Annotated in this window: 24 protein-coding genes and 2 pseudogenes; 14 read left to right on the top strand and 12 right to left on the bottom strand. The window is 71.4% G+C overall.

Annotated features, from left to right (window positions below):
- Positions 1 to 39: 39 nt before the first annotated feature.
- The 3 genes from CP983_RS20485 to CP983_RS20475 all read left to right on the top strand — a co-directional run bounded on the left by CP983_RS20485 (position 40) and on the right by CP983_RS20475 (position 2,233).
- Positions 40 to 1,071 carry a medium chain dehydrogenase/reductase family protein gene (locus CP983_RS20485; protein WP_125524580.1) on the top strand — a complete coding sequence of 344 codons (1,032 nt, stop codon included), beginning with the start codon at positions 40 to 42 and terminating at the stop codon, positions 1,069 to 1,071.
- 44 nt (positions 1,072 to 1,115) lie between these two features.
- On the top strand, positions 1,116 to 1,769 hold the full coding sequence (locus CP983_RS20480; protein WP_107904799.1) for an SRPBCC family protein: 654 nt from the start codon (positions 1,116 to 1,118) through the stop codon (positions 1,767 to 1,769).
- Positions 1,770 to 1,948: 179 nt separating this feature from the next.
- Positions 1,949 to 2,233, top strand: a complete 285-nt coding sequence (locus CP983_RS20475; RefSeq protein ID WP_167537735.1) for a lysine transporter LysE — start codon at positions 1,949 to 1,951, stop codon at positions 2,231 to 2,233.
- A 4-nt stretch (positions 2,234 to 2,237) separates the two neighbouring features.
- On the opposite strand, the gene CP983_RS20470 is transcribed toward CP983_RS20475, so the two are convergent.
- Positions 2,238 to 3,449, bottom strand: a complete 1,212-nt coding sequence (locus CP983_RS20470; protein ID WP_150500987.1) for a L,D-transpeptidase — start codon at positions 3,447 to 3,449, stop codon at positions 2,238 to 2,240.
- A gap of 241 nt (positions 3,450 to 3,690) precedes the next feature.
- On the opposite strand from CP983_RS20470, the gene CP983_RS20465 reads away from it, so the two are divergent.
- The 5 genes from CP983_RS20465 to CP983_RS20445 are packed head-to-tail and all read left to right on the top strand — an operon-like array spanning position 3,691 to position 9,406.
- On the top strand, positions 3,691 to 4,887 hold the full coding sequence (locus CP983_RS20465; RefSeq protein ID WP_150500985.1) for a lipid II:glycine glycyltransferase FemX: 1,197 nt from the start codon (positions 3,691 to 3,693) through the stop codon (positions 4,885 to 4,887).
- Positions 4,884 to 6,533 (top strand): murein biosynthesis integral membrane protein MurJ, encoded by a 1,650-nt coding sequence (gene murJ, locus CP983_RS20460; RefSeq protein ID WP_268256304.1) that lies wholly within the window; start codon positions 4,884 to 4,886, stop codon positions 6,531 to 6,533. The genes CP983_RS20465 and murJ overlap by 4 nt, the downstream gene beginning before the upstream one ends.
- Before the next feature lie 52 nt (positions 6,534 to 6,585).
- A complete protein-coding gene (locus CP983_RS20455) occupies positions 6,586 to 7,269 on the top strand; it encodes a response regulator transcription factor (protein WP_150500983.1) in 684 nt (227 codons plus the stop codon).
- Positions 7,266 to 8,807 carry a sensor histidine kinase gene (locus tag CP983_RS20450; RefSeq protein WP_150500981.1) on the top strand — a complete coding sequence of 514 codons (1,542 nt, stop codon included), beginning with the start codon at positions 7,266 to 7,268 and terminating at the stop codon, positions 8,805 to 8,807. Before CP983_RS20455 ends, CP983_RS20450 begins: the two co-directional genes overlap by 4 nt.
- Complete coding sequence (locus CP983_RS20445) at positions 8,804 to 9,406, top strand: hypothetical protein (protein WP_150500979.1); 603 nt, start codon at positions 8,804 to 8,806, stop codon at positions 9,404 to 9,406. Before CP983_RS20450 ends, CP983_RS20445 begins: the two co-directional genes overlap by 4 nt.
- Before the next feature lie 59 nt (positions 9,407 to 9,465).
- Here the strand turns inward: CP983_RS20445 and CP983_RS20440 are convergent, their stop codons facing one another.
- From CP983_RS20440 to CP983_RS20425, 4 genes are read right to left on the bottom strand one after another with little or no spacing between them, the layout of a single operon-like run.
- On the bottom strand, positions 9,466 to 10,338 hold the full coding sequence (locus CP983_RS20440; protein WP_167537734.1) for a substrate-binding periplasmic protein: 873 nt from the start codon (positions 10,336 to 10,338) through the stop codon (positions 9,466 to 9,468).
- 58 nt (positions 10,339 to 10,396) lie between these two features.
- On the bottom strand, positions 10,397 to 11,173 hold the full coding sequence (locus CP983_RS20435) for an amino acid ABC transporter ATP-binding protein (RefSeq protein WP_208852861.1): 777 nt from the start codon (positions 11,171 to 11,173) through the stop codon (positions 10,397 to 10,399).
- A 38-nt stretch (positions 11,174 to 11,211) separates the two neighbouring features.
- The gene (locus tag CP983_RS20430; protein WP_150500977.1) at positions 11,212 to 12,024 is read right to left on the bottom strand and encodes an amino acid ABC transporter permease; all 813 of its coding nucleotides are present in this window, start codon (positions 12,022 to 12,024) and stop codon (positions 11,212 to 11,214) included.
- Complete coding sequence (locus CP983_RS20425; RefSeq protein WP_150500975.1) at positions 12,021 to 13,226, bottom strand: amidohydrolase; 1,206 nt, start codon at positions 13,224 to 13,226, stop codon at positions 12,021 to 12,023. The genes CP983_RS20430 and CP983_RS20425 overlap by 4 nt, the downstream gene beginning before the upstream one ends.
- 118 nt (positions 13,227 to 13,344) lie before the next feature.
- Between CP983_RS20425 and CP983_RS20420 the strand changes: the two genes are divergently transcribed.
- Together CP983_RS20420 and CP983_RS20415 are read left to right on the top strand one after the other, a co-directional pair.
- Positions 13,345 to 14,475: an ArsR/SmtB family transcription factor gene (locus CP983_RS20420; protein WP_150500973.1), complete on the top strand. Its 1,131-nt coding sequence runs from the start codon at positions 13,345 to 13,347 to the stop codon at positions 14,473 to 14,475.
- Between the two features lie 118 nt (positions 14,476 to 14,593).
- A complete protein-coding gene (locus CP983_RS20415) occupies positions 14,594 to 15,088 on the top strand; it encodes an ATP-binding protein (RefSeq protein WP_150500970.1) in 495 nt (164 codons plus the stop codon).
- On the opposite strand, the gene CP983_RS20410 is transcribed toward CP983_RS20415, so the two are convergent.
- The 5 genes from CP983_RS20410 to arsM form a co-directional block, all read right to left on the bottom strand.
- Positions 15,039 to 17,183 carry a protein kinase domain-containing protein gene (locus tag CP983_RS20410; protein ID WP_150500968.1) on the bottom strand — a complete coding sequence of 715 codons (2,145 nt, stop codon included), beginning with the start codon at positions 17,181 to 17,183 and terminating at the stop codon, positions 15,039 to 15,041. The two genes, CP983_RS20415 and CP983_RS20410, sit on opposite strands and share 50 nt — an antisense overlap.
- Positions 17,184 to 17,306: 123 nt before the next feature.
- Entirely contained in the window at positions 17,307 to 19,004 is a 1,698-nt protein-coding gene (locus CP983_RS20405; RefSeq protein WP_150500965.1) for a methyltransferase, read from the bottom strand.
- Between the two features lie 91 nt (positions 19,005 to 19,095).
- Positions 19,096 to 20,262 carry a 4-hydroxybenzoate 3-monooxygenase gene (locus CP983_RS20400; RefSeq protein ID WP_150506738.1) on the bottom strand — a complete coding sequence of 389 codons (1,167 nt, stop codon included), beginning with the start codon at positions 20,260 to 20,262 and terminating at the stop codon, positions 19,096 to 19,098.
- Positions 20,263 to 20,449: 187 nt separating this feature from the next.
- Entirely contained in the window at positions 20,450 to 21,241 is a 792-nt protein-coding gene (locus tag CP983_RS20395; RefSeq protein ID WP_150500963.1) for a TSUP family transporter, read from the bottom strand.
- An 80-nt stretch (positions 21,242 to 21,321) separates the two neighbouring features.
- Complete coding sequence (gene arsM / locus CP983_RS20390; RefSeq protein WP_150500962.1) at positions 21,322 to 22,224, bottom strand: arsenite methyltransferase; 903 nt, start codon at positions 22,222 to 22,224, stop codon at positions 21,322 to 21,324.
- Between the two features lie 107 nt (positions 22,225 to 22,331).
- On the opposite strand from arsM, the gene CP983_RS20385 reads away from it, so the two are divergent.
- The 3 genes and pseudogenes from CP983_RS20385 (at position 22,332) to CP983_RS44460 (ending at position 24,004) form a co-directional block, all read left to right on the top strand.
- Entirely contained in the window at positions 22,332 to 22,706 is a 375-nt protein-coding gene (locus tag CP983_RS20385) for an ArsR/SmtB family transcription factor (RefSeq protein WP_150500960.1), read from the top strand.
- A 41-nt stretch (positions 22,707 to 22,747) separates the two neighbouring features.
- Positions 22,748 to 23,440: pseudogene (locus CP983_RS44465) on the top strand (aquaporin); the annotation flags it as partial.
- 117 nt (positions 23,441 to 23,557) lie between these two features.
- Positions 23,558 to 24,004 carry an arsenate reductase ArsC gene (locus CP983_RS44460; protein ID WP_208852860.1) on the top strand — a complete coding sequence of 149 codons (447 nt, stop codon included), beginning with the start codon at positions 23,558 to 23,560 and terminating at the stop codon, positions 24,002 to 24,004.
- 36 nt (positions 24,005 to 24,040) lie between these two features.
- On the opposite strand, the gene CP983_RS20375 is transcribed toward CP983_RS44460, so the two are convergent.
- Positions 24,041 to 24,715 (bottom strand): L-2-amino-thiazoline-4-carboxylic acid hydrolase, encoded by a 675-nt coding sequence (locus CP983_RS20375; RefSeq protein ID WP_167537733.1) that lies wholly within the window; start codon positions 24,713 to 24,715, stop codon positions 24,041 to 24,043.
- Between the two features lie 575 nt (positions 24,716 to 25,290).
- On the opposite strand from CP983_RS20375, the gene CP983_RS20370 reads away from it, so the two are divergent.
- Positions 25,291 to 25,728 (top strand): hypothetical protein, encoded by a 438-nt coding sequence (locus tag CP983_RS20370; RefSeq protein WP_308436555.1) that lies wholly within the window; start codon positions 25,291 to 25,293, stop codon positions 25,726 to 25,728.
- 151 nt (positions 25,729 to 25,879) lie between these two features.
- On the opposite strand, the pseudogene CP983_RS45080 reads toward CP983_RS20370, so the two are convergent.
- Positions 25,880 to 26,104: pseudogene (locus CP983_RS45080) on the bottom strand (DUF6578 domain-containing protein); the annotation flags it as partial.
- Positions 26,105 to 26,683 lie beyond the last annotated feature (579 nt).

The raw sequence follows: 26,683 nt of genomic DNA, 5'->3' as shown, positions 1-26,683 counted from the left end.
GAAGCCAAGTAACTCAATGGCCCTGTGGAGGTCGTCGCCATGAACACCGAAGGACTCGTCGAGGTCGTGCTGCCGGGCAAGGTCGAGCCCGAGGGGCTGCAGATCCGGCTCGGGGCGGTGCCCACCGCGGGCCCCGGCCAGGTCGTGATCCGGATGGAGGCGACCGGCGTCTCCTTCGCCGAGCAGCAGATGCGGCGCGGCCGCTACTACGACCAGCCGCCCTTCCCGTTCGTGCCCGGCTACGACCTCGTCGGCACGGTGCTGGCGACCGGCGAGGGCGTGGACCCGGGCCTGGCCGGCACCCGGGTCGCCGCGCTGCTGAAGGTCGGCGGCTGGGCCAGCCATGTGCTCGTCGACGCGGCGGACGTGGTGCCGGTGCCCGCCGGGATCGGTGCGGCGGAGGCGGAGACCCTCGTCGTCAACGGCATCACCGCCTGGCAGATGCTGCACCGCAAGGCGCGGGTCCGTGCCGGGGACACCGTGGTGGTGCACGGCGCGAACGGCGGTGTCGGATCGGTCCTGGTCCAGCTCGCCCAGGCCGCGGGTGCGCGGGTGATCGGTACGGCGTCCGAACGCCACCACGACGCCCTGCGGGAACGGGGAGTCGCCCCCGTCGACTACCGCGCCGGCGACGTCGCCGCCCGCATCCGCGAACTCGCGCCCCGCGGGGTGGCCGCCGTCTTCGACCACGTCGGCGGCCGCGGCATCGTCGACTCCTGGCGGCTCCTGGCACCCGGCGGCACGCTCGTCTCGTACGGCAGCGCCTCCACCCGGGACGACGAGGGCTCCAAGCAGTGGCCCGTCCTCAAGCTGCTGGGCCGGGTGTGGATGTGGAACGCGCTGCCCAACCGCCGCCGCGCCTACTTCTTCAACGTCTGGGCCGGCCGGGCCCTGGCCAAGAACCGCTTCCGCGCCCGCCTGCGCACCGACCTCACCCAGGTCTTCGCCGCCCTCCAGCGCGGCGAGGTCAGCGCCCAGATCGCCGCGCAGCTGCCGCTCACCCGCGCCGCCGACGCCATGCGGCTGGCCGAGTCCGGCACCGTCGCCGGAAAGGTCGTCCTGAACCCGTAACCGGCCCGCCGGCCCTGTTCGTACCCACCACCGAGAGGAACACCATGTTCGCCAACAGCCCTTCCGCCTCCCGCTCCCGGCAGCCGCGCCGGCCTCGGGCCCGCGCAGCCGCGGTCACGGTCGCGCTCGCCGTCACCGGCGTCCTCGCCGGCACCGTCCCGGCCGCCCAGGCCACGCCGAACAGCACGACGTCCCGGTGCGGCGGCCGGGGCGTCGACGAGGACGCCGTCATCCGCTACGAGTCCGACGTCGTGATCAAGGCGCCGCTGAGCAGGATCTGGAAGCTCCAGACCGACGTCGAACGCTGGCCGTCCTGGCAGCCCCCGGTCACCACCGCCGAACGCCTCGACCACGGCCGTCTGAAGCCGGGGTCCCGGTTCCACTGGACGACCCCCGCACCGGCCACCCCGACGACCCCCGCGACCACCCTCTCCATCACCTCCACCGTCCAGGAGCTCCGCCGCAACGACTGCGTCCTGTGGAGCGGCCCCGCGATCGGCGAGGGCCTGCGCATCGACGAGGGCGTCCACCTGTGGACCTTCCGCAAGGTCAAGGGCGGCGTCCACGTCCACACCGAGGAAACCTGGACCGGCGACCAGGTCGAGGCGGACGTCCCCACCGCCACAGCGGCCCTCGGCGCGGGCCTCGAAGCCTGGCTGCACGACCTCAAGGTCGCCGCCGAGTCCCCCACCACCTGACCGAAACGCCCCTCCCGAACACCAAGACGGCCCAAGTCTCCGGGACTTGGGCCTTCTCCTGCTCGCCGCATCGCGGTTTCGTAGAGTCCGATCATTCGGGACCGGCTTTGGAGGGGGCGTTGGCAGTTCGGGCGGCTTGGAAGCGTGTCGTGCGCGTGATCCGCGGTATTGGCTCGTTCTTGAACGAACTCCTGATGGAGATCGCAGGAGAGGTCGTGCTGACGTTGGTCGCCTGCCTTGTTCTGGCGGGTCTGGCTGTTGCGTTCGTGTGGGGATGGGGCCGCAGCCCGCTCGTCGCCGGGGGTGTGGGCGGTGCCTTGCTGGTCTTTCTCGGCTACGGCGGCTGGGAGTTGCTGCGTCCCGCCAGGCCGGGGCGGCGCGGGCGCCTGGCCGGCGCGGCCGCCACCACGCTCACCGTGACCGTCGTGTTCGTCGTCTACGCCTCGTCGTGCAGTTGCTCCTGACCACTCACCGCAGCGCGCTCATCCCCTGCCACTCCGTCCACGACACGTTCCACGCGCCGAAGCCGTTCCCCGGTGCGACCACGCCCTTTGTGTCCTTGCCCTTGATCTCGAAGGGGTCGCCGGGGTGGACCTGGGCGTAGAACCAGGACGCGTTCGCGTCGCTCATGCCTATGCAGCCGGAGCTGTGGTTGGAGTTGCCGAAGTAGCGGGCGTTCCAGGGGGCCGCGTGGGCGTACATGCCCGACCAGGTCAGCCGCATCGAGTAGTCGACCATCTTGTCGTAGGCGTCGGCGAGGCCCACCGTCTCGGAGTTCATGTTGATCGTGCCCTCCTTGGCCATGAGCACCGCCGTCCCGTGCCAGGACCGCTTGTCGCCGCCGGGCGTGCCGCCGGAGACCGGTATCCGCCGTACCGTCTCGCCGTCCCGGACGAGGGTGAGCCGATGGTCGTCGAGGTCGACCTTGACGATCTGCCGGGCGCCGATCGTGAAGGTGGTCGTGTAGTCCCGGACGAACCAGCCCCCGGCCGTGCCCGAATCGGTGCCGTTCAGGCGGGCGTTCAGCGTGACCTTGGTCCCGGGCTTCCAGTACTCCTTCGGCCGCCAGTCGACCCGGTCGCGGCCCGACCAGTCGCGCATCCAGCCCCAGGAACCCTCGGTGTCGTTCGAGGTGGTGATCCTCAGCTGCTTCTCGACCTCGGCCCGGTTCTTCACCGGGTTGTCGAAGACCAGGGAGATCGGCTGGGCGACGCCGACGGTGGTGCCGGTGCCCGGCCGCCAGTCGACCTTGTTGACCTTGCCGGCCTCGGCCGTGGTGAAGGCGGCCCTGGTGCTCTTCGCGGTTCCGCCCTCGCTGCGGGTCGCCGCCGTCACCGAATACGCGGCGCCGGGCACGGACTTGCGGTCGGAGACCCACGAACGACCGTCGGCGGCGACCTTGCCGGCCAGCCGGTGCCCCTCGCCGTCGGTGACCGTCACCGAGGTGAGCCTGCCTCCAGAGGCCGTGACCTTCACGGGCTCGCCCGCCGGGACCTTCTCCCCCCGGGGCGTGACGGTGACCGTGACAGGACGGTCGTCGGCGCCGGGATTCCGGCCGTCGTCCGACGAACCCTGCGAGCCGGACGAGCAGGCGGCGAGCGGCGTCAGCAGGGCAGCCGCGGCGCCGGCCACGACGGCGGCCCGGACGCGGGCATGGATGACTGCACGAGAGCGCGACAACAGAACCTCCGGGAGAACAGAAGCGGGAACAAGAAAAGGAACGGGAACGGGCCGGACGAGTCGGCGATGTCGTGACTGTAGAGCCGTAAAACCCGAGGTCAGCCGCCACAGGGCTATGTGACGGCGACTGGTGAGGAACGGTCATGGTCCGGTCACATTCGCCGGACGGAGCGGTCATGGGCCGCTGTGAATCTCCTGAGTGTCCCCGCGACAGGCCCGGGGAGAAGGAGAGGCTCAGACCGTGTCAGCGCTGCTCGTTCCGCCCAGCCACTCACGCCCCGCCCCGCATCCGGGCTTCGCTCTGCGCACCATCACCGCGGAGACCTACCGTGCCTTCCTCGCGACCCCCGCCGGCGCGGCACTCGGCGCCGGATTCCTCCAGTGCCCCTCCTGGGCCGACGTGAAGGAGGGCTGGCGCGCCCGGCTGATCGGCTGGGGACCCGCCCCGGAGGCCGGGCAACTCAACGGCGTCGCACTGGTGCTGCTGCGCCAGTTCCCCGGCACCCGCAAGTACTTCGCCTACCTCCCCGAAGGCCCCGTCGCCGACTGGAGCGACCCCGACCTCGACGGCTGGCTCGACCCGCTCCTGGAGCACCTGCGCGGCGCGGGCGCCTTCGCCGTGCGCATCGGCCCGTCCCCGGCCTACCGGCGCTGGGACGCCGCCCGGCTGAAGTCCCTCACCGGCCCCGGCCGGCGCCTCGGCGACGTCCTCGCCAGCGAGGTCGACCCGCTCGGCACCGCCGTGGCCGAACGGCTGCGCGCCCGGGACTGGCGCCGCTGCGGCGGAGACGGCACCGGCGAGGACGGCGACGCCCAGCCCCGGCACGTCTTCCACGTGCCGCTCGCCGGACGCAGCACCGAGGACCTGTGGTCCGGGCTCAACCAGGAATGGCGCCGCAATGTCCGCCGCGCGCAGAAGGAGGGCGTGGAGATCGTGGTGGGCGGCGCGGCCGAACTCCCCGAGTTCTACCGGCTGCTCGGCATCACCGAACGGCGCGACGGATTCCGGCTCGGCCGCTCGCTCGCCTACTACGAGCGTCAGTACGCGGCGCTCAACGCAGAGGAGCCGGGCCGGATGAAGCTGTACCTCGCCCGTCACCGGGGCGAGATCCTGGCCGCCCACACGCTGATCACGGTGGGCCGCCGTGCCTGGTACCAGACCGGTGCCTCGGCCGACCACCGCCGCGAGGTCCGGCCCTCCAACGCCCTTCAGTGGCGGATGCTGCTGGACGCCCACGCGCTCGGTGCCGACGTCTACGACATGCGAGGGGTACCCTCCACTCTCGATCCTGACGAACGTGCGTACGGACTGCTGCGCTGGAAGCTCGGCACCGGGGGACAGGTCGTCGAGACGCTGGGGGAATGGGAGAAACCGTTGGGCGGCAGCGCCAACCACACGCTTTACCGCGCCTTCCAGGCGTACCTGAACCGCCGATGAGGCAGACCACGACGCCGGCGGGCACGAAGACGAAGACCAAGGCTGAGACGCAGACGTCCACCGCCCGTGGCAGCGCCGTCATGGCCGCCGGCTCCCTCGTCTCCCGCGCGACCGGATTCGCCCGCTCCGCCGTCGTCGCGGCGGCGATCGGCACCATCGGGCCGGTCCCCGACGGCTACGCGGTCGGCAACGCCCTGCCCACCATCGTCTACATGCTGCTCCTCGGCGGCGCGATGAACGCCGTCTTCGTGCCCGAGCTGGTCAAGGCCGCCAAGGAGCACGACGACGGGGGCGTCGCGTACACCGACCGGCTCGTCACCGTCTGCGTCGTCGCGCTGCTGGCGATCACCGCGACCGCCGTGTGGGCGGCGCCGGCGATCATCGACGGGTACACCGACTACACCGGCGAACAGGCGGCCATGACCACCGCGTTCGCCCGCTACTGCCTGCCCCAGATCTTCTTCCTCGGACTGTTCACGCTGCTCGGGCAGGTGCTCAACGCCCGCGGCAGGTTCGGCGCGATGATGTGGGCGCCGGTCCTCAACAACCTCGTCGTCATGGCCGTGTTCGGCTTGTACCTGGCGCTGGCCATGGGCGGCGGCGACACCCTCACCGCGACCGAGACCGCCGTCCTCGGCTGGGGCACCACCGCCGGCATCGCCGCCCAGGCCCTCGCCCTGGTCCCCGCGCTGCGCGCCGCCCGCTTCCGCTGGCGGCCCCGCTTCGACTGGCGCGGCAGCGGACTGACCCGCCCGCTGCGCTCGGCCGGCTGGCTGGTGCTGCTGGTCCTGGCCAACCAGGCCGCCTACTGGGTCACCACCCGGCTGGCCACGACGGCGGGCCTCGACGGCGGCCCCGGCTACGGCGCGTACAACAACGCCTATGCCCTGTGGGTCGTACCGCACGGCATCATCACCGTCTCCGTGGTGACCGCGCTGATGCCCCGGATGAGCGCGGCCGCCGCCGACGGGGACACCGCTGCCGTGCGGCGCGACGTCTCGCACGCCCTGCGCGTCAGCGCCTCCGCCGTCGTACCCGCCGCCTGCGCGCTGTTCGCCCTCGCCCAGCCGATGATGGCCCTCGCCTTCGGCTACGGCAGGACCAGCGCCGCCGACACGGCCGCCATGGCCGGCATCCTGATGGCCTTCGCGCCGGGACTCGTGGCCCTGTCCGGGCAGTACGTCCTCTCCCGCGCCTTCTACGCGCTGTCCGACACCCGTACGCCGTTCCTGCTCAACCTCGTGATCGTCACCCTCAACGCGGGACTGTCGCTGGCCGCCGCCCATCTGCTGCCGGCCCGCTGGGCGGTGACGGGCATGGCGGCGGCGTACTCACTGGCGCTGTGCGCGGGCTGGGCACTGACCGGCCGGGTGCTGAGCCGCCGGCTCGGCGTCGCACGGCCCCTGCGGTCGTCCGCCGCGGGCGCCCACACGAGGCTGCTGGTGGCCGCGGTGCCCGCCACCGCGCTGGGCTGCTTCGCGGCGCTGGGAACCGCGGCGGCCGGACCGGTGGTCTCCACCGTTGCCGGCGCGACCGCCGTCATCCTCACCTTCGCTCTGCTGGCCCGTCCGCTGCGGCTCGCCGAACTCGACGCGCTGCTCGCCGGCGCCCGCCGCAAGCTGACCCGCACCCGCACCTCCGCCTGACCAGCACCAGCACCCGCACCCGCCCCTGACCTTCACCGAGGGAGAACCGCCGATGTCCCGCGTGCTCCTCATCGAGGACGACCCTTCCGTACGCGAGGGGGTCGAACTCGGTCTGCGCCGCCGCGGCCACGAGGTACGGGCGGCCGCGACCGGCGAGGCCGGCCTCGCCGCGATGGCCGAGTTCCGCCCCGATCTGCTGCTGCTGGACCTGATGCTGCCCGGGATGAACGGCGTACAGGTCTGCCGTCAGGTCCGCGAGCACAGCCAGCTGCCGATCATCATGCTCACCGCGCGCGGCGACGACTTCGACGTGGTCATCGGCCTGGAGGCCGGTGCCGACGACTACATCGTCAAGCCCGCCCGCACGGAGGTGATCGAGGCCCGGATCCGTGCCGTGCTGCGCCGCCTGGACGACGGCGGCCAGGGCCGCGCCGCCATCGAGGTCCACGGCGAACTCACCGTCGACAGGGTCGGACTGGCCGTCGCCAAGGCCGGCCGCCCGCTCGCGCTCGCCCCCTCGGAGCTCAAGCTCCTGCTGCACCTGTCCGCCGCCCCCGAGCAGGTGTTCAGCAGGCAGCAACTGCTGGAGCACGTGTGGGACCACAGCTACCACGCCGACGCCCGGCTGGTGGACGCCTGCGTCGCCCGCCTGCGCGGCAAGATCGAGGACGAGGCCGGCAGCCCCCGCTACGTCCAGACGCTGCGGGGCTTCGGCTACCGCTTCGGACCGCTGTGATCCGCGGTCCCCGGTCCGGCCGAGGACGGGGCGGTCCGACCGCCGGCAAGCGAAGGGGCGCTGCGACCCCCGGCGAGCGGTCCGCGTTCCGGGCGTTCGGCCTGCGCACCCGTCTCCTGCTGGCCTTCCTGCTGGTCGCCGCCGTCAGCGCCGGCACGACGGCCGCGCTGACCTACCGCGAGGCCCGCAACGCGGTGCTGAAGACCGCCCAGGACACGGCGGTCGCGTCGTTCCGCGAGCAGGTCCAGCAGACGGGCTTCGGGCTGCCCGTGCGGGAGACGGGCGGCGGCCTCCAGGAAGTCCTGCGCGACGTCGCCCGCAAGGCCAAGCCGCACCCCTGGGTGGTGTTCGCCGAGTACGGCTCGGTCCGCGCCTCCTCGGGCGAGAACCGGGTCTCCACGGTCATCACCCCCGAGCTGCGCCGGGCCGCGCGGGCCAACCCGCACGGCGCCTTCGAGCGGGTCGTCAAGGACGGTGTCCCCTACCTGACCATCGCCATGCCCATGGTCTTCAAGACGGGCCCGGACAGCGTGCTGCCCAGCGGACTCGTCCTCTACGCCGTCATGCGGATGACCGACGAGCAGGTCAACGTCGACGCCCTCCTCATGGCCGCCCGGGACGGTGCCCTCCCCGGCCTCGCCGTCGCGCTGATCCCTGGCCTGATCGCCGCGCGCAGCGTCCTGCGCCCGGTGCGGGAACTGCGCCAGGCGGCCCGCAGCATGGGCAGCGGCAAGCTCGACACCCGCATCCGGGTGCGCGGCAGCGACGAACTCGCCGACCTCGCCCGCACCTTCAACGAATCGGCGGCCCAACTGGAGCAATCCGTACGTGAATTGCGCGAGGCCGAGGCCAGGGCCCGCCGCTTCGCATCCGACGTCTCCCACGAACTGCGCACGCCGCTCGCCGGAATGCTCGCCGTGACCGAGGTCCTCGACGAGGACGCGGACGACCTGGACACGGACACCGCGCGGGCGGTCCGCCTGGTCAGCGCCGAGACCGGGAAGCTCGCCGTACTCGTCGAGGACCTGATGGAGATCTCCCGCTTCGACGCCCGCGCGGCCGAACTGAACGCCGACGAGGTCGACGTGGCCGAGACCATCCGCAAGACCCTCGACAACCGCCACTGGACCGACGCGCGCCTGCGCACCGAACTCCCCGACGGCATCCGCGCCCGCCTCGACCCCCGCCGCTTCGACGTCGTCGTCGCCAACCTCGTGGGCAACGCGCTGCGGCACGGCGGCGCACCCGTGGTGATACGGCTGCGCACGGAGACCCGCGCCGAGGGCGCGCCGGTGCTGGTCACCGAGGTCATGGACACCGGCCCCGGCATCCGCCCCGAATCCCTCCCGCACATCTTCGACCGCTTCTACAAGGCCGACGCGGCCCGCACCCGCTCGGCGGGCAGCGGCCTGGGCCTGGCGATCACGCTGGAGAACGTGAAGCTGCACGGTGGAACGATCCGCGCCGGGAACCTGCCCGGGGGCGGTGCCGTCTTCACCGTGGAGATACCGCTGCACGCGGAGGGGGCCGGGGGATGAGGCGTGGCCGGACGCGCCGGTTTGCGGTGGCCGTTGCCGTCGCGGCGGCCGTACCGATGCTCGGGGCCTGCGGCATCCGGGGGACCGACGTCATCGAGGCGGGCGGCCCGGCCAGCTTCCAGGCGTTCCTCAACCGCGACACCGACATGCTGCTCTTCTTCCGCGCCCCCGACGGCAGCCTGGCGCCGGTGATCCGAACGGTCGAGTCCTCGACGGAGTTCGGCGACGGCTACTCCGAGTCGGGCTCCGGAGACGCCGCGGAGGACCCGATCCCGACGGAGAAGGTGGTCCTGGCCCTCCTCAGCGGCCCCCGGACCGAGGACAGAGCCGCCGGCCTGACCTCCACCCTCCCCACCCCACGCCGCGGCACCACCATCAAGCTCGACCGCTCCCGGAACGACAGGATCAAGGCCGACCTCCCCATCGCCCTGGGCCCCCTGGACACCACGGCCATCCACCAACTGACCTGCACGATCGCCTACAGCGAGGAAGCCGACGGCCGTCTCGCGGTGGAACTGACGGGCCAGGACGGAACATCGAGGTCCGGCACCTGCGGCCTGGACCCCGACAGGGAGCCGCAGTCGACACAGACTCAGTGAAACGAACGAACGACCCCTGACCTGCGTGTATGCGCAGATCAGGGGCCGTGGCCCCGGTGTCAGCGGCGGTCGGGGGCCAGGTCGGTGTTCATGACCTGCTTCGCGAGCTTCGGGCGTTCGACGATGAGGTCGGCGGCTATCGGGTCGTGGAAGTACTTCCGGTACAGCTTGATGTAGGTGCCGTCCTCGATCATCGCGTCGATCTGGGCGTCGAGGTCTTTGAGCAGCTTGGGGTCGCCGTCCTTGCGCATCGGGAACGCGCTGCCCTGGAGGCTCTCCAGCTTCACGGCGATGCGCACCGGTTCCTTCGCGACATACGCGTCCGCGCTGGCGCCGCCGAGAACGGCCGCGTCGATGCCTCCCGAGAGGAGCTGTGTGATCAGGGCGGTCTGGTCCTTGAACTTCACCAGCTTCGCCCGCATCATCTCGCGGTTGACGAAGGTCTCCTGCACGGAGCCGCTGACGGCGCCGACCCGCTTGCCGTCGAAGTCCGGCAGAGCGGTCTCCCGGCCGTCCTTGAGCGTCAGGACGTCGGTGAAGCCCCAGTAGTACGGGGTGGTGAACGCGACCGACTTCTTGCGCTCCGCGGTCGCGCCGACGCCGGCCACGCCGATGTCGTACTGCCCGGCCGACAGACCGGCGAGGATGCCCTGGAGGCTGGTCGTCTTGTACTGGACCTTCACGCCGAGGCGCTTCGCTGCTTCGTTCATCAGTTCGACCGAGAATCCGGTCGGCCTGCCCGCTTCGTCGGTGATCGCGAACGGCGGCTGCTCGGACTGGGTGGCCGCGGTGATCACACCGTTCTGGACGAGCTTGTACTTGGCGGCCGCGGAGTCCGCGGCCCCGTCGTCACCGCCACAGGCGGTCAGGGGCAGCAGGAGAGCGGCGGCCACGGTGCCGGCGAGCAGTGATCTGCGTGAAGTGAGGTGCATGATCTGGGCTTTCTGATGGGAGGGTTCACGACGGTGGAGATGACGGCCCGGGTGACGTTCACAGGACCTGGGAGAGGAACTGGCGCAGCCGGGGGTGCTCGGCGCGCTCGAAGATCCGGTCGGGGGTGTCGATCTCGGCGATACGGCCGTCGCACATGAAGGCGACGCGGTCGGCGGCCTCCCGGGCGAAGCCCATTTCGTGGGTGACGACGGCCATGGTCATGCCGCCCGATGCGAGATCCCGCATCACGGCGAGCACGTCCTTGACCAGTTCGGGGTCGAGTGCGGAGGTGGCCTCGTCGAACAGCATCAGCTCCGGCTCCATGGCGAGCGCGCGGGCAATGGCGACGCGCTGCTGCTGCCCGCCGGACAACCGGCCGGGCCGCTGGTCGGCGAAGGCGGCCAGGCCGACCTCGTCGAGGTGGTGGCGGGCGAGCGCGCGGGCCCGCTCGCGGCCCATGCCTTTGACGGAGGTCAGCGCGAGCGTGACGTTGCGCTCGACGCTCATGTGCGGGAAGAGGTTGAAGTGCTGGAAGACCATGCCGATCCGGGCACGAGCGGCGTCGACGTCGGCGTGCGGCGCGGTCAGGCAGGTCTCGCCGAGCCAGATCTCACCGGCGTTCGGAGCCTCCAGCAGATTGAGGCACTTCAGGAGCGTGGACTTGCCGGAACCCGAGGGGCCGATCAGACAGAGGGTCTCCGCGCGCTGGACGTCGAGGTTGATGTCGTGCAGCACGGGGACGGCGCCGTAGCTCTTGCTGAGGCCGATGACCTGTAGGGCGGCGGGAGTGGTGGGAGTGACGGGAGTCATCGTCGCCGGGGCCCCTTCGGACATCGAGGGCGGCATCGGATCCCGTCCGGCGGTCGCGGGGGTCATCGGCCATCTCCTCGTTCGGTTCCGGCGGCCTGGAGCGGGGTCTTGGGCAGGTCGGGCTCGGTCGGAGCCGGCAGACTCCCGGGACGCGGCCCTTCGCGCAGCCGCCGGTCGAGGTAGTTGACGAGGTAGGTCAGGGGGATGGTGAGCGCGAGGTAGCAGAGGCCCGCGGCGATCAGGGGCGAGGAGTTGTAGGTCCGGGCGACCTCCTCGTGGGCGATGAAGTACAGCTCGCGCTGCCCCGCGGCGAGGCCGAGGAGATAGACCAGCGAGCTCTCCTTGATGTCCTTGACGAACTGGCCGGCCATGGCGGGCAGCACCCGGCGGATGCCCTGCGGCACCACCACCAGCCGCATCGCCTTGAGATAGCTCAGTCCCAGACTCCGGGCGGCCTGCAACTGCCCTGCGTCCACGCTCTGGATGCCGGAGCGGAAGATCTCCGCGGTGTAGGCGCCGGAGATGATGCCGATTGCCAGGATCGCGTAGCCGAACGGATCGGTGCCGAAGGGACGGATCCCCGCCGCGGGCAGGCCCACCCCGACCAGCATCACCGTGATGATCACCGGCAGGCCGCGGAAGACGTCGACGTATATGCGGGCCGGCAGCCGCACCAGGCGGCGTTTGGACAGCAGCAGCATCGCGGCCACCAGGGCGATGGCGACGCCGAGGACGATCGCGCCCGCGGCGATGATCAGGGTGTTCGCCAGCCCCTCGGTGATCAGACGGGGGAAGGTCTCGGCGATCAGATCCCAGTTGAAGAACGTGTTGAAGAGGGCGTTCGAGGCGAGATCGGGTGGGGACGAGGAGGTCATGACGGCTCCTGACCAGCGGTGGAGCAGGGAGCGGACGCGAGGAACTCGGCACGGACCGCGCTGAGGAACTCCGGGTCGCCGAGCAGGTCGAGAACGAGCGCGGCCATGGCGGTCGCCATCGTCGTGGCCGCCTCGTGCGCCCGCGGGCTGCGAGCGGCCTCGCGCATCCGGACGGAGTGGCTCGGGGTGTCGCGGGGGCAGATCTGTACGTACGGATGGATCGACGGGAGCCGGATGGAGACGTTGCCGATGTCCGAGGAGCCGGCCGGGTTCTCCCGGGACGGCGGTTCGAGCTCAAGGCCCAGGTCGGCGGTGTAGGCGGCGATCCGGTCGCCCATCACCCTGTTGTCGTTGCGCTCGGCGTAGCGCGGTGCGGTCTCCTCGGTCTCGACGGTGGTGCCGGTGGCCAGCGCCGCTCCGTCGGCGGCGGCGAGGACCCGGGGCACCAGCGCGTCCAGGGCGGCGGTGGTCGCCTCGCGTACGAAGAGGTCCACCTCGGTGCGGTCGGGCACGACGTTGGGGGCGTGACCGCCGTGCGCGATGATCCCGTGCACTCGGGCGCTCGGCGGCATGAACTGGCGCAGCGAGTCGACCGCCGTGAGGAACAGCTGGGCGCCCGCGGCGGCGGAGCGGCCGTCCCAGGGCATCTTGGCGGCATGCGCGGCCACACCGTGGAAGGTGAGCCGCAGATGGCTGACGGCCAGTGCGTGCCGGGCCATCAGACTGCGGTCGCCGGGATGGAACATCACCGCCGCGTCCACGTCTTCGAACACGCCGCGGTCCAGCATGAGGATCTTGCCGCCGCCGCCCTCCTCGCCGGGCGTGCCGATCACCATCAGCCTGCCGGGGTGACCGGGCCGTACGGCGGCCGCGGCGACGGCGGCGGTCAGTCCGCCGGCCGCGATGAGGTTGTGCCCGCACGCATGGCCGATGCCGGGCAGCGCGTCGTACTCCAGCAGCACCGCGACCGTCGGACCGTCGACCGGGCCCTGGTGGGTGGCCGTGAAGGCGGTCGGCAGGCCGGCCACGCCCTTGTTCACCTCGAAGCCCGCGGCGGCGAGCCGCCCGACCAGCTGCTCGACGGCGTAGTGCTCCTCGAACCGGGTCTCCGGCGTCCCGTGCAGATCGAGGCTGAGCTGCTCCAGCAGCGAGCGGCGATCATGTACGGCGGCGCGGAGATCGGCGGGGACGGGCTGATTCATGGCGACTCCGGGGTCGGGCTCGGTCGGGTTGTCGGAACCGTAGAGCTGACCGGAGGCCGTACCTACAATGGTTGTCGCGGTCGCGGTAAGCGACATTCCCGGCGTGCCGGAGGTGGCCATGAGCGTCGTCCTTTCGCTCGCCGGGGCCTCCCCCTCCTGCGTGTCCGCGGGTGCTTCGCCGCTCGCCGAGCTGGGCGCGGCGCTCCACGCCTATACGGAGGCCGAGCATCATCCGCGTGCGCTCCGCTGGGTCCGCGGGCTCGACGCGGATGGCCCCGACGGTGACGGATCCACGCGCGACGGGGCGTCCACCTCCACTCTCACCCCCCGTCTGAGGCGGCGCATCAGGGACTGGGCGCCGCTGTGGGCCTCCTACCGGGCGCGGTACCTGTTCCCGCTGAGCGCCTCGGGGGATAGGCCGCTCGACGCCGAGCTCACCGACCTGGCGGAGCTGCCGCTGCCGCTCTTCGTCGAACTCACCGGATACGCGATCCGAGGCGGCAACTCGGGCGCCCCGCTGGACCGGGTGCTGGACGACCGCGAGCAGCGCGAGGGCCTGCTGACGGCGGCCGAGCAGCGCTCCACCGCCCGCGCCGAACTGGCCCGCAGGCTCCTCGCCGCCCCGGAACCCCTGCGCGCCGACCTCCTCGACCTGCTGGCCCAGGCGGCCCGGGCCCTGGAACCGGACCTCGCCAGGGCGGCCCGCATGATCGCCGGGCAGCTGCCGCGGCTGCGGGACTCCCTGGAGCACTGCGGTCCCGGCAGAACGCTGGCGGACCTGGATTCCACGGCGTCGTACCGGGACGAACCGCCGCGCGTGGTCTTCGACAAGTTCCACCACGGAATCGTGAACGTCGCCACCACCCCGGTGCTGGTCGTACCGTCCGCCTTCGGCCGCCCCCACCTGCTGGTCAAGCACGAACCGGGGCTGGCTGCGGTCGTCCACTACCCCCTGGTGCCGGACGGCGACGACCAGCCCGGCTACGCGGTGGTGCACCGACGTCTCGAGGCCATGCGGGACCCGGGACGCCAGCGGATCGCACGGGCCATCGCCCGGGAACCCCTCACCCCCTCGGCACTGGCGGACCGCAGCGGCATGACCCTGCCGCAGGTCTCCCGCCATCTGGCCAGGCTGCGCGAGGCCGGCCTCGTCACGGTCGAGCGCGACGGCAGGCGGGCCTACTACCAGCTGCATCTGGAACGCGTACGCAGCATCGGCGAGGACCTGCTCACCGCACTGTTCCACTGAGCGCCCCGAGACTTACCGCCCCCGCGACAACTGTCGTCGGCGGCGGGCACGGCACTCCTAGCGTTCTGTAAACGCCGCGAGGCGCCTGAACCGGAACCGCACGAGGAGACCGGACACCATGAACGCTCAGCGCCGGAACACCCGGTCCCTGCACATCCCCGCGCAGCCCGAGCAGGTCCCTCTCGCGCGCCGAGCCGTCCTGGACATCCTCAACGGCTGGGGGGTCCCGACCGGCAGCGAGGCCGTCCACGCGCTACGGCTGATCGCCTCGGAGCTGCTGACCAACGTCGTGCTCCACGCGTCGGCGGCCACCGTGCACATCGGTGTCGTACTGGAACTGTGCGACGGCGCCTGGATCCGCATGGGAGTGCACGACGGGCATCCCGAGTGCCCCGCCCCCGGCGACAGCGACACCGAGGCCACCCACGGCCGCGGCCTGAGGATCGTGCACGCCCTGCTGGAGGAGCTGAACGGGGTCGTGCTCACCGAACGGACCGAGGACGGGGGCAAGACCGTCTGGGTCGAGCTGCCCTGCCGGGTGGACGCGGACCGTCCGACCCTGGTCAGTCGTCCCCGTCCGGCCCCCGGGAGAACACCGTGTCGCCGGCCGTAGCCACGATCGCGTCCTTCACGAGCAGTACGCGCGGCGGGGTGTTCTGGGCCTTGTCGCCGGGGTCGTCCAGGGCGGCGGTGCGCCACACCTCCGCTCCGGTGCGGCTGTCGAGGGCCAGCAGACGGCCGAAGCGGTTGGAGAAATAGACGCGTTCGTATCGCGCCGACACCGCGGGCGCGGACAGGCTCTCCGTTTCCGTGGCCTTCTGCCAGAGCTGTTTCCCGCTGTCCGCCGACACCGCGGTGACCGACCCGTTGGAGCGTACGAAGTAGACGACGCCGTCGACCAGCGTGGCCGCGCCGGTCAGCGGACGTGCCAGCGATGTCCGCCTGACCTGCCCGGTCTTCGGGTCCACGCGCAGCAGCGCGTTGTACGGCCGCTCGTATCCGGCCTCGTAGACGTCCTTCGCGGTCTGGGGCGCGAGGAACAAGGGGTGCCCGCCGAGCGCGCCGAGCGCCTCCGCCTTCCGGGGCAGGGTGGCGGTCTCCGACAGGCTGCCCGGTTCGAGCTTCATCAGGTCGGCGGGGGCCTGGCCGGGCTCGCGGCCGGCCGAGCACAGGGCGTACGGGGCGCCGCCCAGCACCTTCGGGGTGCAGTACTCGTCCAGCGAGGGCGCCTGCCACAGCTCCTTGCCGCCCCGCCCGTACGCGACGAACCGCGAGGCGTCGGGGGACAGGGTCAGCAGTCCGCCGTCGTACAGGAGCGCGTCCTCGGACTTGCTGATGTCGCGCTGCCAACGCCGTTGCCCGGTACCGGCGTCGAGGGCCACCACACGCCTGGTCGCGTCGTCCGGGTCCTCGTACACGTAGACCAGCCCGTCGCGGACGCCGATCGGCCGCACCCCCTGCGGGCGGTCGCCGGCCCGCCACACGGTGCGGCCCGAGGCGGCGTCGACCCGGGCGACCGTGACGCCGGTTCCGCCGCAGAACAGGGCGGTCCCCGCCGCCACGCATCCGGGGCTCTGGTAGTCGAGGGGGATGCCCCGCACGTCGTACCGCAGGGCCTTGTGCCACGGTCGCCAGCCGTCGGGCAGTGACGCGGTGCGGGCGGGGGTCGCGGAGTCGGAGACGTTGGTGGTCGTGTCCCCGCCCGACATGTAGGCAGCCATCCCCGCGACCAGGCCCGTGACGGCCAGCGCCGTGCCTAGGGCGGCGAGCAGCATCCGGGGGCGGCGCGGCCTGCCGGTGCGGGTCGGGGTGTCACCTGCGGCGGTGGCAGTGCCCCAAGGGGCGGGGCCGGGACGGGGTTTCGCGGGCTCCCTGGTCCTCGGGGGCGCGGTGGCGTCGGACTGCGGCAGCGTCTGGAGACTGCGGTGCAGGTCCACGAGTTCGGGCCGGGCGGACGGGTCCTTGTCGAGGCAGCGCCCGACGACGGCGAGGAGCGGTTCTGGCACCCCGTCGAGGTCCGGGGGCTCGTGCAGGACCTGATAACCGGTCATATAGGGGCTGTCGGCGTCGAACGGCCCCGTGCCGACGGCCGCGAACACCAGCAGCGACCCCAGCGAGAACACGTCCGAGGTCGGGGTGACCTCGCGCGGGGAGGCCAGCTGTTCCGGCGACATGAAAGGCGGGGTGCCGATGATGCGCCCGGTCACGGTGAGGCTCTGGTTGTCGGAGGCCCGGGATATGCCGAAGTCGATGACGCGGGGCCCGTCCTCGGTCATCAGGACATTGCCCGGCTTGAGGTCCCGGTGCACCAGGCCCGCCCGGTGGATGTCGCGCAGCGCCTCGGCGAGGCCCAGCCCCAGCGTGCGCAGTTCCCGCAGGTTCAGCGGGCCGTCCTTCTCGACGACTTCGGCGAGGGTGGGTCCCGGCACGTACAGCGTCGCCATCCACGGCCGGTCGGCGTCCGGATCGGCGTCCACGACGGGCGCGGTGAACGCGCCGCTCACTCTGCGCGCCGCGGCGATCTCCTGCCGGAAGCGCGTCCGGAACTCCTCCTCCTGGGCATACGACTCGCGTACCAGCTTGACCGCGACCTGCCGCCCCGATGCGGAGACTCCCAGATAGACGACACCCATGCCGCCCGCCCCGAGTCGGCCGAGCAGGGTGTACCCGCCTATGGACTCCGGGTCCCCGGTGCTCAGGGGCGTCATCGCCGATCATCCTTCCCAGCGCCTGCCTGCCTCACGGGGATCAGCGTAGGGCCTGCCGCCCCGGAGACGGAGGGGCACCTGCCGCGCACCGGTGTCCGTGTCCCTCCGCCTTCGCCGCTCGGGTCAGGCCGGCGCCGGCGCCGCCTTTCTGACGTGCAGCACATGGCCGTCGAGCGGCAGCGGCGCCCGGTCCACCAGGGCGAGACCGGCGTCGGCGAACAGCTGGCCGTAGTGGTCGGCCCGCCGTTCGCGCCCGCCGACGTTGCACATCATGTGCAGGTCCCAGGCGGTGGCCAGCGAGACCGAGCCGTCCGAGGGCAGCACTCGCTCGACGACGAGCAGATCGGCGTGGCCGGGCATCGCGCGGGCGCAGTGGCGCAGGATCTCGCGGCAGCGTTCGTCGTCCCAGTCGTGCAGGATGCGCGAGAGGACGTAGACGTCACCGCCCGCGGGTACGTCCGCGAAGTCACCGGCCAGGAAGGCGCATCGCGTGCCGTGGCCGGCCTCCTCCAGCCGGTGGCGGGCGGCCTCGACCGCGTGCGGGCGCTCCAGCAGGATCCCGTTCAGGTGCGGGTGCGCGGCGAGGATACGGCCGAGGAGTTCCCCGTTGCCGCCGGCGACGTCGACCACGGTGGCCCCGCCGGGTGCCTCGGCCGCCGCGGTGAGCACCGGGTGCGTGGGGACCGGGTCGAACATGGCGGACCCGGCGGCCATGGACCGGTCGAAGAGTTCAGCGAGTCGGGGGTCGCGGGCGAAGTGGTCGAAGTGGTTCTCGCCGAAGAGGTGCTCGAAGGCGACCTGCCCCGTGCGCACGGTGTGCCCGAGCCCCGCGAAGGACTGGTAGAACGGGCCGCCGTACATCAGCGCCAGCGCCCGCATCGACCCCGGGGCGTCCGTGCGCAGCAGTGCGCCCGACGCGGTGAGCCGGAACCCGTCGCGGCCCTCCGCCACCGCGCCCAGCATCACGAGATAACGCAGCAGGGTCGCCAGATTCCGCGGCTTCGCGCCGACCTCCCGCGCCAGGTCCTCGACGCCGATCCCGCGCTCGCGGTCCATGGCGTCGGGCACCCGCAGCTGCGCGAACGCGGCCAGCGCCTGCGTCGTCCACGCCCCGGTCAGCAGGCGAAGGAGCGTTTCGGCGGGTTGCCGTGCCCGATGCTCGTCGAGGTGGCCGGCGAGTACGTCGCGGTGGTCGCCGGGGACGTACAACTCCACGCGCCGGTAACCGGCCTTGGCCTCGTCGGGTGCCGCGAAGTAGAAGACCGTGCCGTTCTCGTGCGGGTTGTAGCCGCCGCCGTCCGGGCGGGCCCCGTACCGGGCGAAGGTCGCGCACAGACCACGCAGCACCAGCGGGTCGGGCACCGGCACCTCGAAGGCGACGTGCGCCTCGTGCTGATGCTCCCGCTCGTGCGCGGCGATCGAGTCCAGTCCCGACCCCGGTGGCACGGTCAGCGCGAACACCTCGACCATGCGCTGCGCCCCGTCCGCGCCGGCCACGGCGGGGCGCAGGATACGGACGTCCAGCTCGTCGGCCCGCCGCCGATGACGCACGGCCAGCCGTCCGCGTACGACGACGCTCGGCTGCGCCGGCAGGGTCGCGACAAGCCCGCAGTCGGCGAGCATGGCGTCCAACTCCGCCTCGTCCGACGGGAGGACGAGCAGCGCGGCATGGGAGAAGCGGCAGTGCTCCACGAGCGTGTGCAGCTCCGGACCGTCGAGTCCGGGCAGCAGCAGCGGGAGCAGCGTGGCGGTGTCCTGCTCCTTGACGAAGTCGACCGTCGCGAGCAGGCGGGACGTGTCGCCCGACAACGTCGTGATCATTGCGGGGATCCTCATTCGGGTGTGCGGATGACGCAGGGGTGGAGAGAGAAGTGAGAAGGGTGAAGGACCGGGCCGGAGACCGGGCCGGACCTCAGACGCCGACGTAGTGCTCGGCGAACCAGTCCTGCCGGCTGCGCGAGGTACGCAGCGAAGTGATGCGGGAGCGCCGCAGCGAGTTGTGGAACGACGCCGTGCCGTCGGAGCCGGACGGGCCGTGCAGCAGCCCGATCATCCAGTGCGAGAACTCCTGCGCACGCCAGATGTACGACAGACACCGCGCCGAGTAGGCGTCGAGGCCCTCGGAGTCGTCGCGGACGAGGGCGTCGACCAGGGCGCCGGCGAGGATCGACGCCTCCAGGACCGCGAGGTTGGCGCCCTTCGCCGCGGACGGGCTGATGAGGCCGGCGGCGTCGCCCACCAGGAACAGCGAACCGTGCCGCAGCGGTTCGAGCACGTCGGACTCCAGGTCGACGACGGCTCGCTGCACGACGCGGCCGCGGTGCAGCGGGCCGTACTGCGCCGCCCGCATCCGCAGCGCCAGCTCGTCCCAGATCCGCTCCTCGGACCAGGCGTCGGGGCGGGTGCCGCGCTCGCACTGGAGGTAGTAGCGGGTGACCTCGCTGGTCCGCGCCATGTGCCCGGCGAAGCCCCGCTCGTGCACGGCGTACCCGACGGCGTCCAGACTGGGCGGCGCCTCGGCGAGAAGCCCGAGCCAGGTCACGCCGTGGTCGCAGTGCTGCCGGCGCACGGAGCCGGCCGGCAGCGAACGCCGGGCGACGCCGTGCCGCCCGTCGCAACCGGCCACGTACCGCGCCCGCCACTCGCCGGGCCGCCCGTCCGCCTCGCGCACGGTCACGCGGGGCCGACCGGTGTCGGCGTCGCGGACGGCCACGGCCTCGGCACCGAAGTCGACCCGCCCGCCGGCGGCCAGGAACCGCGTCAACAGGTCGGTGACCAGCAGCTGTTGGGGATAGACGGTGTGCCGCTCACCGCGCCCGAGCGTGCTGTAGTCCAGCCGGAACCGCCCGTCCTCGGTACGGAACTCGCAGGTGCTGTGCGCCTGTCCGTGCCGGTGCAGCCCCTCGGCGAGCCCGTGCCGCTCCAGGATCCGCACGGTGCCGGCGGCCAGGAACCCGGCGCGCGCCCGCGTCTGGATGTGCGCGCGCTCGGCCCGCTCCAGGATCACGCAGTCGATCCCACTGTCCTGAAGGAGATTCCCCAGCACGAGCCCGGCCGGTCCCGCCCCGAGGATGACCACATCGGATGCACTCCGGGTCTGCCTGTCTGTCACGAAACGGGATAATAGGTCGCGTCAAGTGCCCTACCGTACCGAAATCACCTGATCGGGCAGGGTCGTAGCAGTGCGGTGGGGCGTGAGGGCGGGGGAGCGCGCTGCGGGAAGCACCGCGACTCGTGAACGGACGGGTGTCTGCCCCGAGTTCGCGTCAGGACACGGCCTGCACCGCGTAGAGGAGGCCGACCCCCGTGGCGAGCCCTCCCAGCAGGAGTCGTAGCGCGGTCTCGGGCAGGCGCGGTTGCAGATGGGCGCCCAGGTAGCCGCCGAGCAGGCCGCCCAGTCCGCAGGCCAGGCCGAGGAACCAGTCAGGGGCGATCGGGCCGGTGGTGGTCAGGGACAGCAGCGCGTACGTCGTGGCGCCCACGACGGAGGTGAGGAAGGTGGCGGCCAGGGCGGCCGGGGCCACCATGGCGACGGGCAGGCCCAGGCCGACCAGGATCGGGCCCAGTATCGAGCCGCCGCCGATGCCGTAGATCCCGCCGACCACACCCACCGCCACGGCGAGCACGGTGACGGACGGCCCGGAAGGGTGCTGCCGTGCGGCGTCCGCGTCCCGCCGGGGTGGTCGTACCGTGCGCAGGCACAGCCACATGCCCAAGGGGAGCAGGAGTACGGCGACGAGCGCCCGGAAGATGCCGGGGCCGGGCACGACGAACACCCGGACGACCGCGCCCACGACCACCCCGGGCAGCGTGCCCAGCACCAACCGCGTGGTGAGCGGCCCGGTCAGGCCGCCGTTCCTGGCGTACCGGATCAGCGCGCCGGGGTTGGCCACCACGTTGTAGAGGAGATTGGTGGGCGTGACCGCCGGACTCGGCACGCCCAGCACGCTCAGCTGCACGGGCAGCAGGAACACGGCCCCGGACACCCCGACCGGCGCGGTGACGACGGCGATCAGCAGACCGGCGACGAACCCGGAGCACCCCGTCGACCAGGTCACGTATGCCTCCCCCTCAGCGCGGCCCAGTATCCGTGAGGGATGCGCCGGTCACCGGCCGGGGCGTCCATCGGCAGCCCGGGTCAGTTCTGGCAGCCGCACCCCGAGGCGGCCTTGGCCTCCGCCACCGTGGTGGAGGGGTCGGTGGTCCGCTCGTCCGAAGTGCAGCAGGAGGTGACGCCGCAGCAGGCGTCCGTGGCCGCGGCCGAGTCGCCGGGCTCATCGGGGACGGCGGAGGGCTTGACCGCGCGGACCAGGGCCGAGTGCATGCCGTCGGCCACGGGGTGGGTCGGGGTGATCTCGACGCCGGTGAACCCGGCGGCCTCGAGGCCGGCCCGGTACTCGGCGAAGGACAGCGCGCCGGCGATGCAGCCGACGTAGTCGCCGCGTTCGGCGCGCTGTTCGGAGGTGAGGGCGTCGTCGGCGACCACGTCGGAGACGCCGATACGGCCGCCGGGCCTGAGGACGCGGAACGTCTCGGCGAAGACGGCGGCCTTGTCCACGGACAGGTTGATGACGCAGTTGGAGATGACGACGTCGACGGTGCTCGCGGGCAGCGGGACGGCCTCGATGGTGCCCTTGAGGAACTCCACGTTGCTGGCACCGGCCCGCTCGGCGTTGGCCAGGGCGAGGGTGAGCATCTCGTCGGTCATGTCGAGCCCGTACGCCTTGCCGGTCGGGCCGACGCGGCGCGCGGAGAGCAGTACGTCGATGCCGCCGCCGGAGCCGAGGTCGAGGACGCGCTCACCCTCGCGGAGTTCGGCGACGGCGGTCGGGTTGCCGCAGCCGAGGGAGGCGGCGAGGGCCTCGGCGGGCAGCGCGTCGCGCTCGTGGGCGGCGTACAGGATGGAGCCGAAGTTCTCGTCGACCTCGACGGCGGCGGGCTGCGGTCCGCAACAGGCGGTGCCGCCCTCGGTGACCTTCACGGCTGCGGCGGCATAGCGCTGCCGCACGGTTTCACGCAGGTCGGTGGACTGCTCGCGCATGGCGTCGCTCCTTGGAGAGACGGGGCACGGTGGCGCCCCGAACGGCCTGTATTGAAGTTTGTTGATGCAACCTTGCGCCTTGTATCGAAGGATGTCAACATAGAGAAATGTCGAAACAACAGCTCGAGGTGCTCGGCCAGGACGGCGACTGCTGCGCCGGAGTGTCCGAGGCGCCCCTCGACGAGGAGCGGGCGGCCGAACTCGCCAAGGTCTTCAAGGCCCTGGGCGACCCGGTCCGACTGCGCCTGCTGTCGATGATCGCCTCACGAGGAGAGGGCGGCGAGGTGTGCGTCTGCGAGCTCACACCGGCCTTCGACCTCTCCCAGCCGACGATCTCCCACCACCTCAAGCTCCTGCGCCAGGCGGGCCTGATCGACTGCGAGCGACGGGGGACGTGGGTCTATTACTGGGTGCTGCCGCCGGCTCTCGACCGCCTCGCGGCATTCCTTACGACACCGACGGCGGCCGAGGCGCTGGTGTGAGTGCATCTCTGGGCGCCGGAAGCGCTGACGAGAGCGCATCTCTGAGTCGTCGAGTCCCTCGCGCGCACGCCTCCCTGGGCCGCCGTGCCCTGGCGGAGGCCGTCGGCTCGGCGGCGCTGGTTGCGGTGGTGGTCGGTTCCGGCATCCAGGCCACCGAGTTGTCGCGAGACGTCGGCGTGCAGCTGCTGGCCAACTCACTCGCCACCGTCTTCGGCCTGGGCGTGCTCATCCTGCTCCTCGGCCCGGTGTCTGGCGCGCACTTCAACCCGGTGGTCACCCTCGCGGCGTGGTTCACCAGCCGTCGTGCGGGCGACGGCCTGACCGCCCGCGATGCCGCCGCGTACGTCCCCGCCCAGATCGGGGGCGCGGTGGCGGGCGCGATGCTGGCCGACGCCATGTTCGGCAAGTCCCTGGTGCACTGGTCGACACACGACCGCTCGGCCGACCACCTGCTGCTGGGCGAGACGGTGGCCACCGCCGGCCTGGTCCTCCTGATCTTCGGCCTGCCCCGCGTGGGCCGCGCCAACTTCACTCCGATCGCGGTGGCGTCGTACATCGGCGCGGCGTACTGGTTCACGTCCTCCACGTCTTTCGCGAACCCGGCGGTGACGATCGGCCGGACCGTCACGAACACGTTCGCAGGCATAGCGCCCAGCTCGGCGGTCCCATTCATGGCGGCGCAGACGGTGGGCGCCGCAGCCGGCCTGGCGCTGGTGACGGCACTCTTCGGCCGCGCCTTTCCCGTGGGGCCCGGACCTCAGCACAGGCACATGCCCAGGCCGTTCACGACGACCCCGATCTCCCCGCGCCAACCCTTCCCTGCCCCTGCCCCACTCCAGGAAGACACCACCATGAGCAGCAGCCCCGCCGCGGACCGCCCGGCCCCCGCCCGCCCCTCCGTCCTCTTCGTCTGCGTCCACAACGCCGGCCGCTCCCAGATGGCCGCCGCCTTCCTGACCCACCTGGCGGGCGACGCCGTAGAGGTCCGCTCGGCCGGCTCGGCCCCGGCCGACACGGTCAACCCGGCCGTCGTCGAGGCCATGAGCGAATCAGGCATCGACATCTCCGCGGAGACCCCAAAGATCCTCACCATCGAGGCCGTCCACTCATCGGACGTGGTCATCACGATGGGCTGCGGCGACACCTGCCCGGTCTTCCCCGGCAAGACCTACCTGGACTGGAAGCTGGACGACCCGGCAGGCCAGGGCGTCGACGCCGTACGCCCGATCCGCGACGAGATCGAGAACCGCGTGAGGGGCCTGCTCGCCGACCTCGGCCTGACACCGCGGGTGACGTGAGGCACCGGGCGGGCGGTTTCACCACGCACGAAGCCGTCAGCCCTTGCCCTCCTTGTCGTCGACGAACCGCGTCTCGAGAGCGTCGCTGTAGCCGTCGAGAGGGTCGTCGGTTTCAAGGACGGCGAAGCGGCACTCGCTGTCACCGAGTGAAAGCAAGGAGGTACGTTCGGCGCGCAGCCCGCTGACCGCGGGGTCGATCGCCTTCATGAAGTTCACGTCGAACGCGCACATCACCGTTGTGACGGCCGTGGCGTCGTGGCGGCCGAAGAAGTCGCGCCAGAAGCAGCGTTTGACGTTCATCTCGAATAGCCCCGGCTCCGGTCGCTGAAAGTCGAACTCGAAGTGGGCGGGGTAGAGCTTCACCATCACGCGACACGTCTTCTCGATCTTGTCGAGCGCGTGGTCCTGCTTGTTGAGGGTCGAGAAGGTCATGTCGTACGGGCGCTTCAGCACCGGGCTCATCGCGTGCTGGAGATAGCGGATCGTCCGCTTCTCGTCCCCGTCGAACAGGGGGACCAGCTTCTCGAAGGCGGCCAGTACGACCGCACCGATCGCCAGCGCCCCCTTCGACGGTCCGTCGGTGGCCATGTCCTCGTCCGCGTCGGCGATCTCCTCCGCACGCGCGCGGATCGCGTCGATCAGCTCGTCCTCGCGATCGGGCGCCACATGGTGGAGGTGTTTGCGGACTTCGCCGAGAAACCTGCGGGGCATGACGCGCCCCATCAACCAGTGGGCCTCTACTCCGATTGCCTTTTCGATGGCATTCATGAAAAGTCACCCTGCCTACTGATCGCGATCAGAGCCGGCCAGAGGAATGCGACCTCAATGGGCGGGGGGCTCCGGCCCCGTTCTGCGATCCCCGACTTTGTGAAAAAGCGTACTGCCGGGCCTATCCACCCGCGACCCAGCGCCTGACGCCCGTACCGCAGGACCCTGGCGGGGGTGACCACGGACCGGATGGCTGCTCCCCACACGATCCGGCACGCGTCCGCCACGGTTCGAAGAGGAGTACGCGATTGAAGTGGTGGCCCACGCCGGCGGGAAGTCCAACAGAGCCGTCGTGGCGCGAGTCACCGTCGGCCAACCCGGCCTGCGCCTCAGCCGATCTTCCACTGAGGCCCGCCGCCGAGCGCTGCTCTTTGTGCTCGCCCCTGTCAGCCGCTGATGTCAGCCGCCGCACGCGGCCTTTGCAGGGGGGCGACGCTGTTGAGCGATTGGGACTGTCCCCGGCGTGGCGGAGGATGGTGCTCATGTGCGCTCTTTTCGACCCCCCTGAGCCTCGCCACGTGTCGCCGGGCGAGTACCCGGTGTGGGACCAGGCTCTCGCCCTCCTGAACCGGGACCTGGCGGTGACGCTTCCCCAGCTGGAACCCCTGCAACTGCTGGCCCTTCCGTCCTACGATGCGGATGAGCCGGAGAACGTCTACGTCGCCATGGCCAACGGCGAGTGGCACGGCAATTGCCTGGACCCGAACTCGCAGGACAGCCTTGCCTCTGCGCTGGCGAGCGTCGCCGATGCCGCACAGGAGACTGTCATGGAGCTTTCGTGGCAGGCCTGGCCCCTGTGCCCCGAGCACGGCCTGGGCATGCATTCAATGGAGGACGCACAGGAGCGACTGTTCTGGCGGTGCGCAGGAGAACGGTTGCGTCGCGGGCCAGCTCATTTCCACGCGGCCGTGGGTGCACTCGACGCTTCGGGAACGTCGATCCGTACGCAGTCTTGAAAACCGTCGTGGCAGCGATGCCACCGCGGGTTCAAATCCCACACCCACGCATATGAACGGCCCCTGACCAGCAACATCGGTCGAGGCCTTCGTCATCCAAGCTGCCCGCCTGCGCCCGTGATTCCCAGTGATTCGCCTGTCTCGGCACTTCTCACTGATTACGAGAAGCCGAACTCCCTTGCCCGTCCGGGGTCCGCTCGGCCGTTACGAGGTAGCCGGCGAAGCGCACGTGCGGGCGAGTCTTTGCCCATCCGTCCGCTTCTCGGACTGGTACCAATTCGGTAGTGCCCGGTACCGGATGCCAAACGTTCGACGTGCTGCCTGAAGGGACTTCATACCGGCAGTGCATTTCTGTGACGGTCCGTACCTGCATGCGTGTAGGCGCGTGCCCCCCTTACTGGCCGTGATGGTCCTCGCAAAAGTCGATCTCCGCAGCCCGATCGCCACCAACGAGGTCGGCGTAACAGACCTCAACCCACCACTCTCCCCGAGCGCGCCCGGCGGAGCAGAGCGTAGCCGGGGCTTGAAGCAGTAGAGAATGTTGTAACTCGTCCTGCGGCCTGCGAATCGCGTCGTCTTGTTCGGGTAAGCCCTGGGCTTCCCGGGATGATTGAGACCGTTGTTCTCGATGTCGGCGAGATCAACGCCCGCGACGACCGAAAACAAACAACCCCCGGGTCACTGACCTGGGGGTTCGAATGGAGCGGGTGACGAGAATCGAACTCGCGCTCTCAGCTTGGGAAGCTCGGGGTTCTTCTCAGTGGTTGCTGGGCTGACCTGCGGCGGAGTCGTGTCGGACTCTTGGTCGCGTTCGGGGTGAGTTCCCGCTGTTCCCCGTTGCTCCCCGCAGGATCTGGCACGCGAATGGCACGGTCCCTGTGCCTCGACTCTCCGTTGGTGTCTGAGCCTCAACCGACGACAGTCCGCCACGGTGGCGGGTCCGCCCACCGTGAGG

Source organism: Streptomyces chartreusis (assembly GCF_008704715.1).
Classification (GTDB): domain Bacteria; phylum Actinomycetota; class Actinomycetes; order Streptomycetales; family Streptomycetaceae; genus Streptomyces; species Streptomyces chartreusis.
This window is presented reverse-complemented; position numbering and strand designations above follow the sequence as displayed.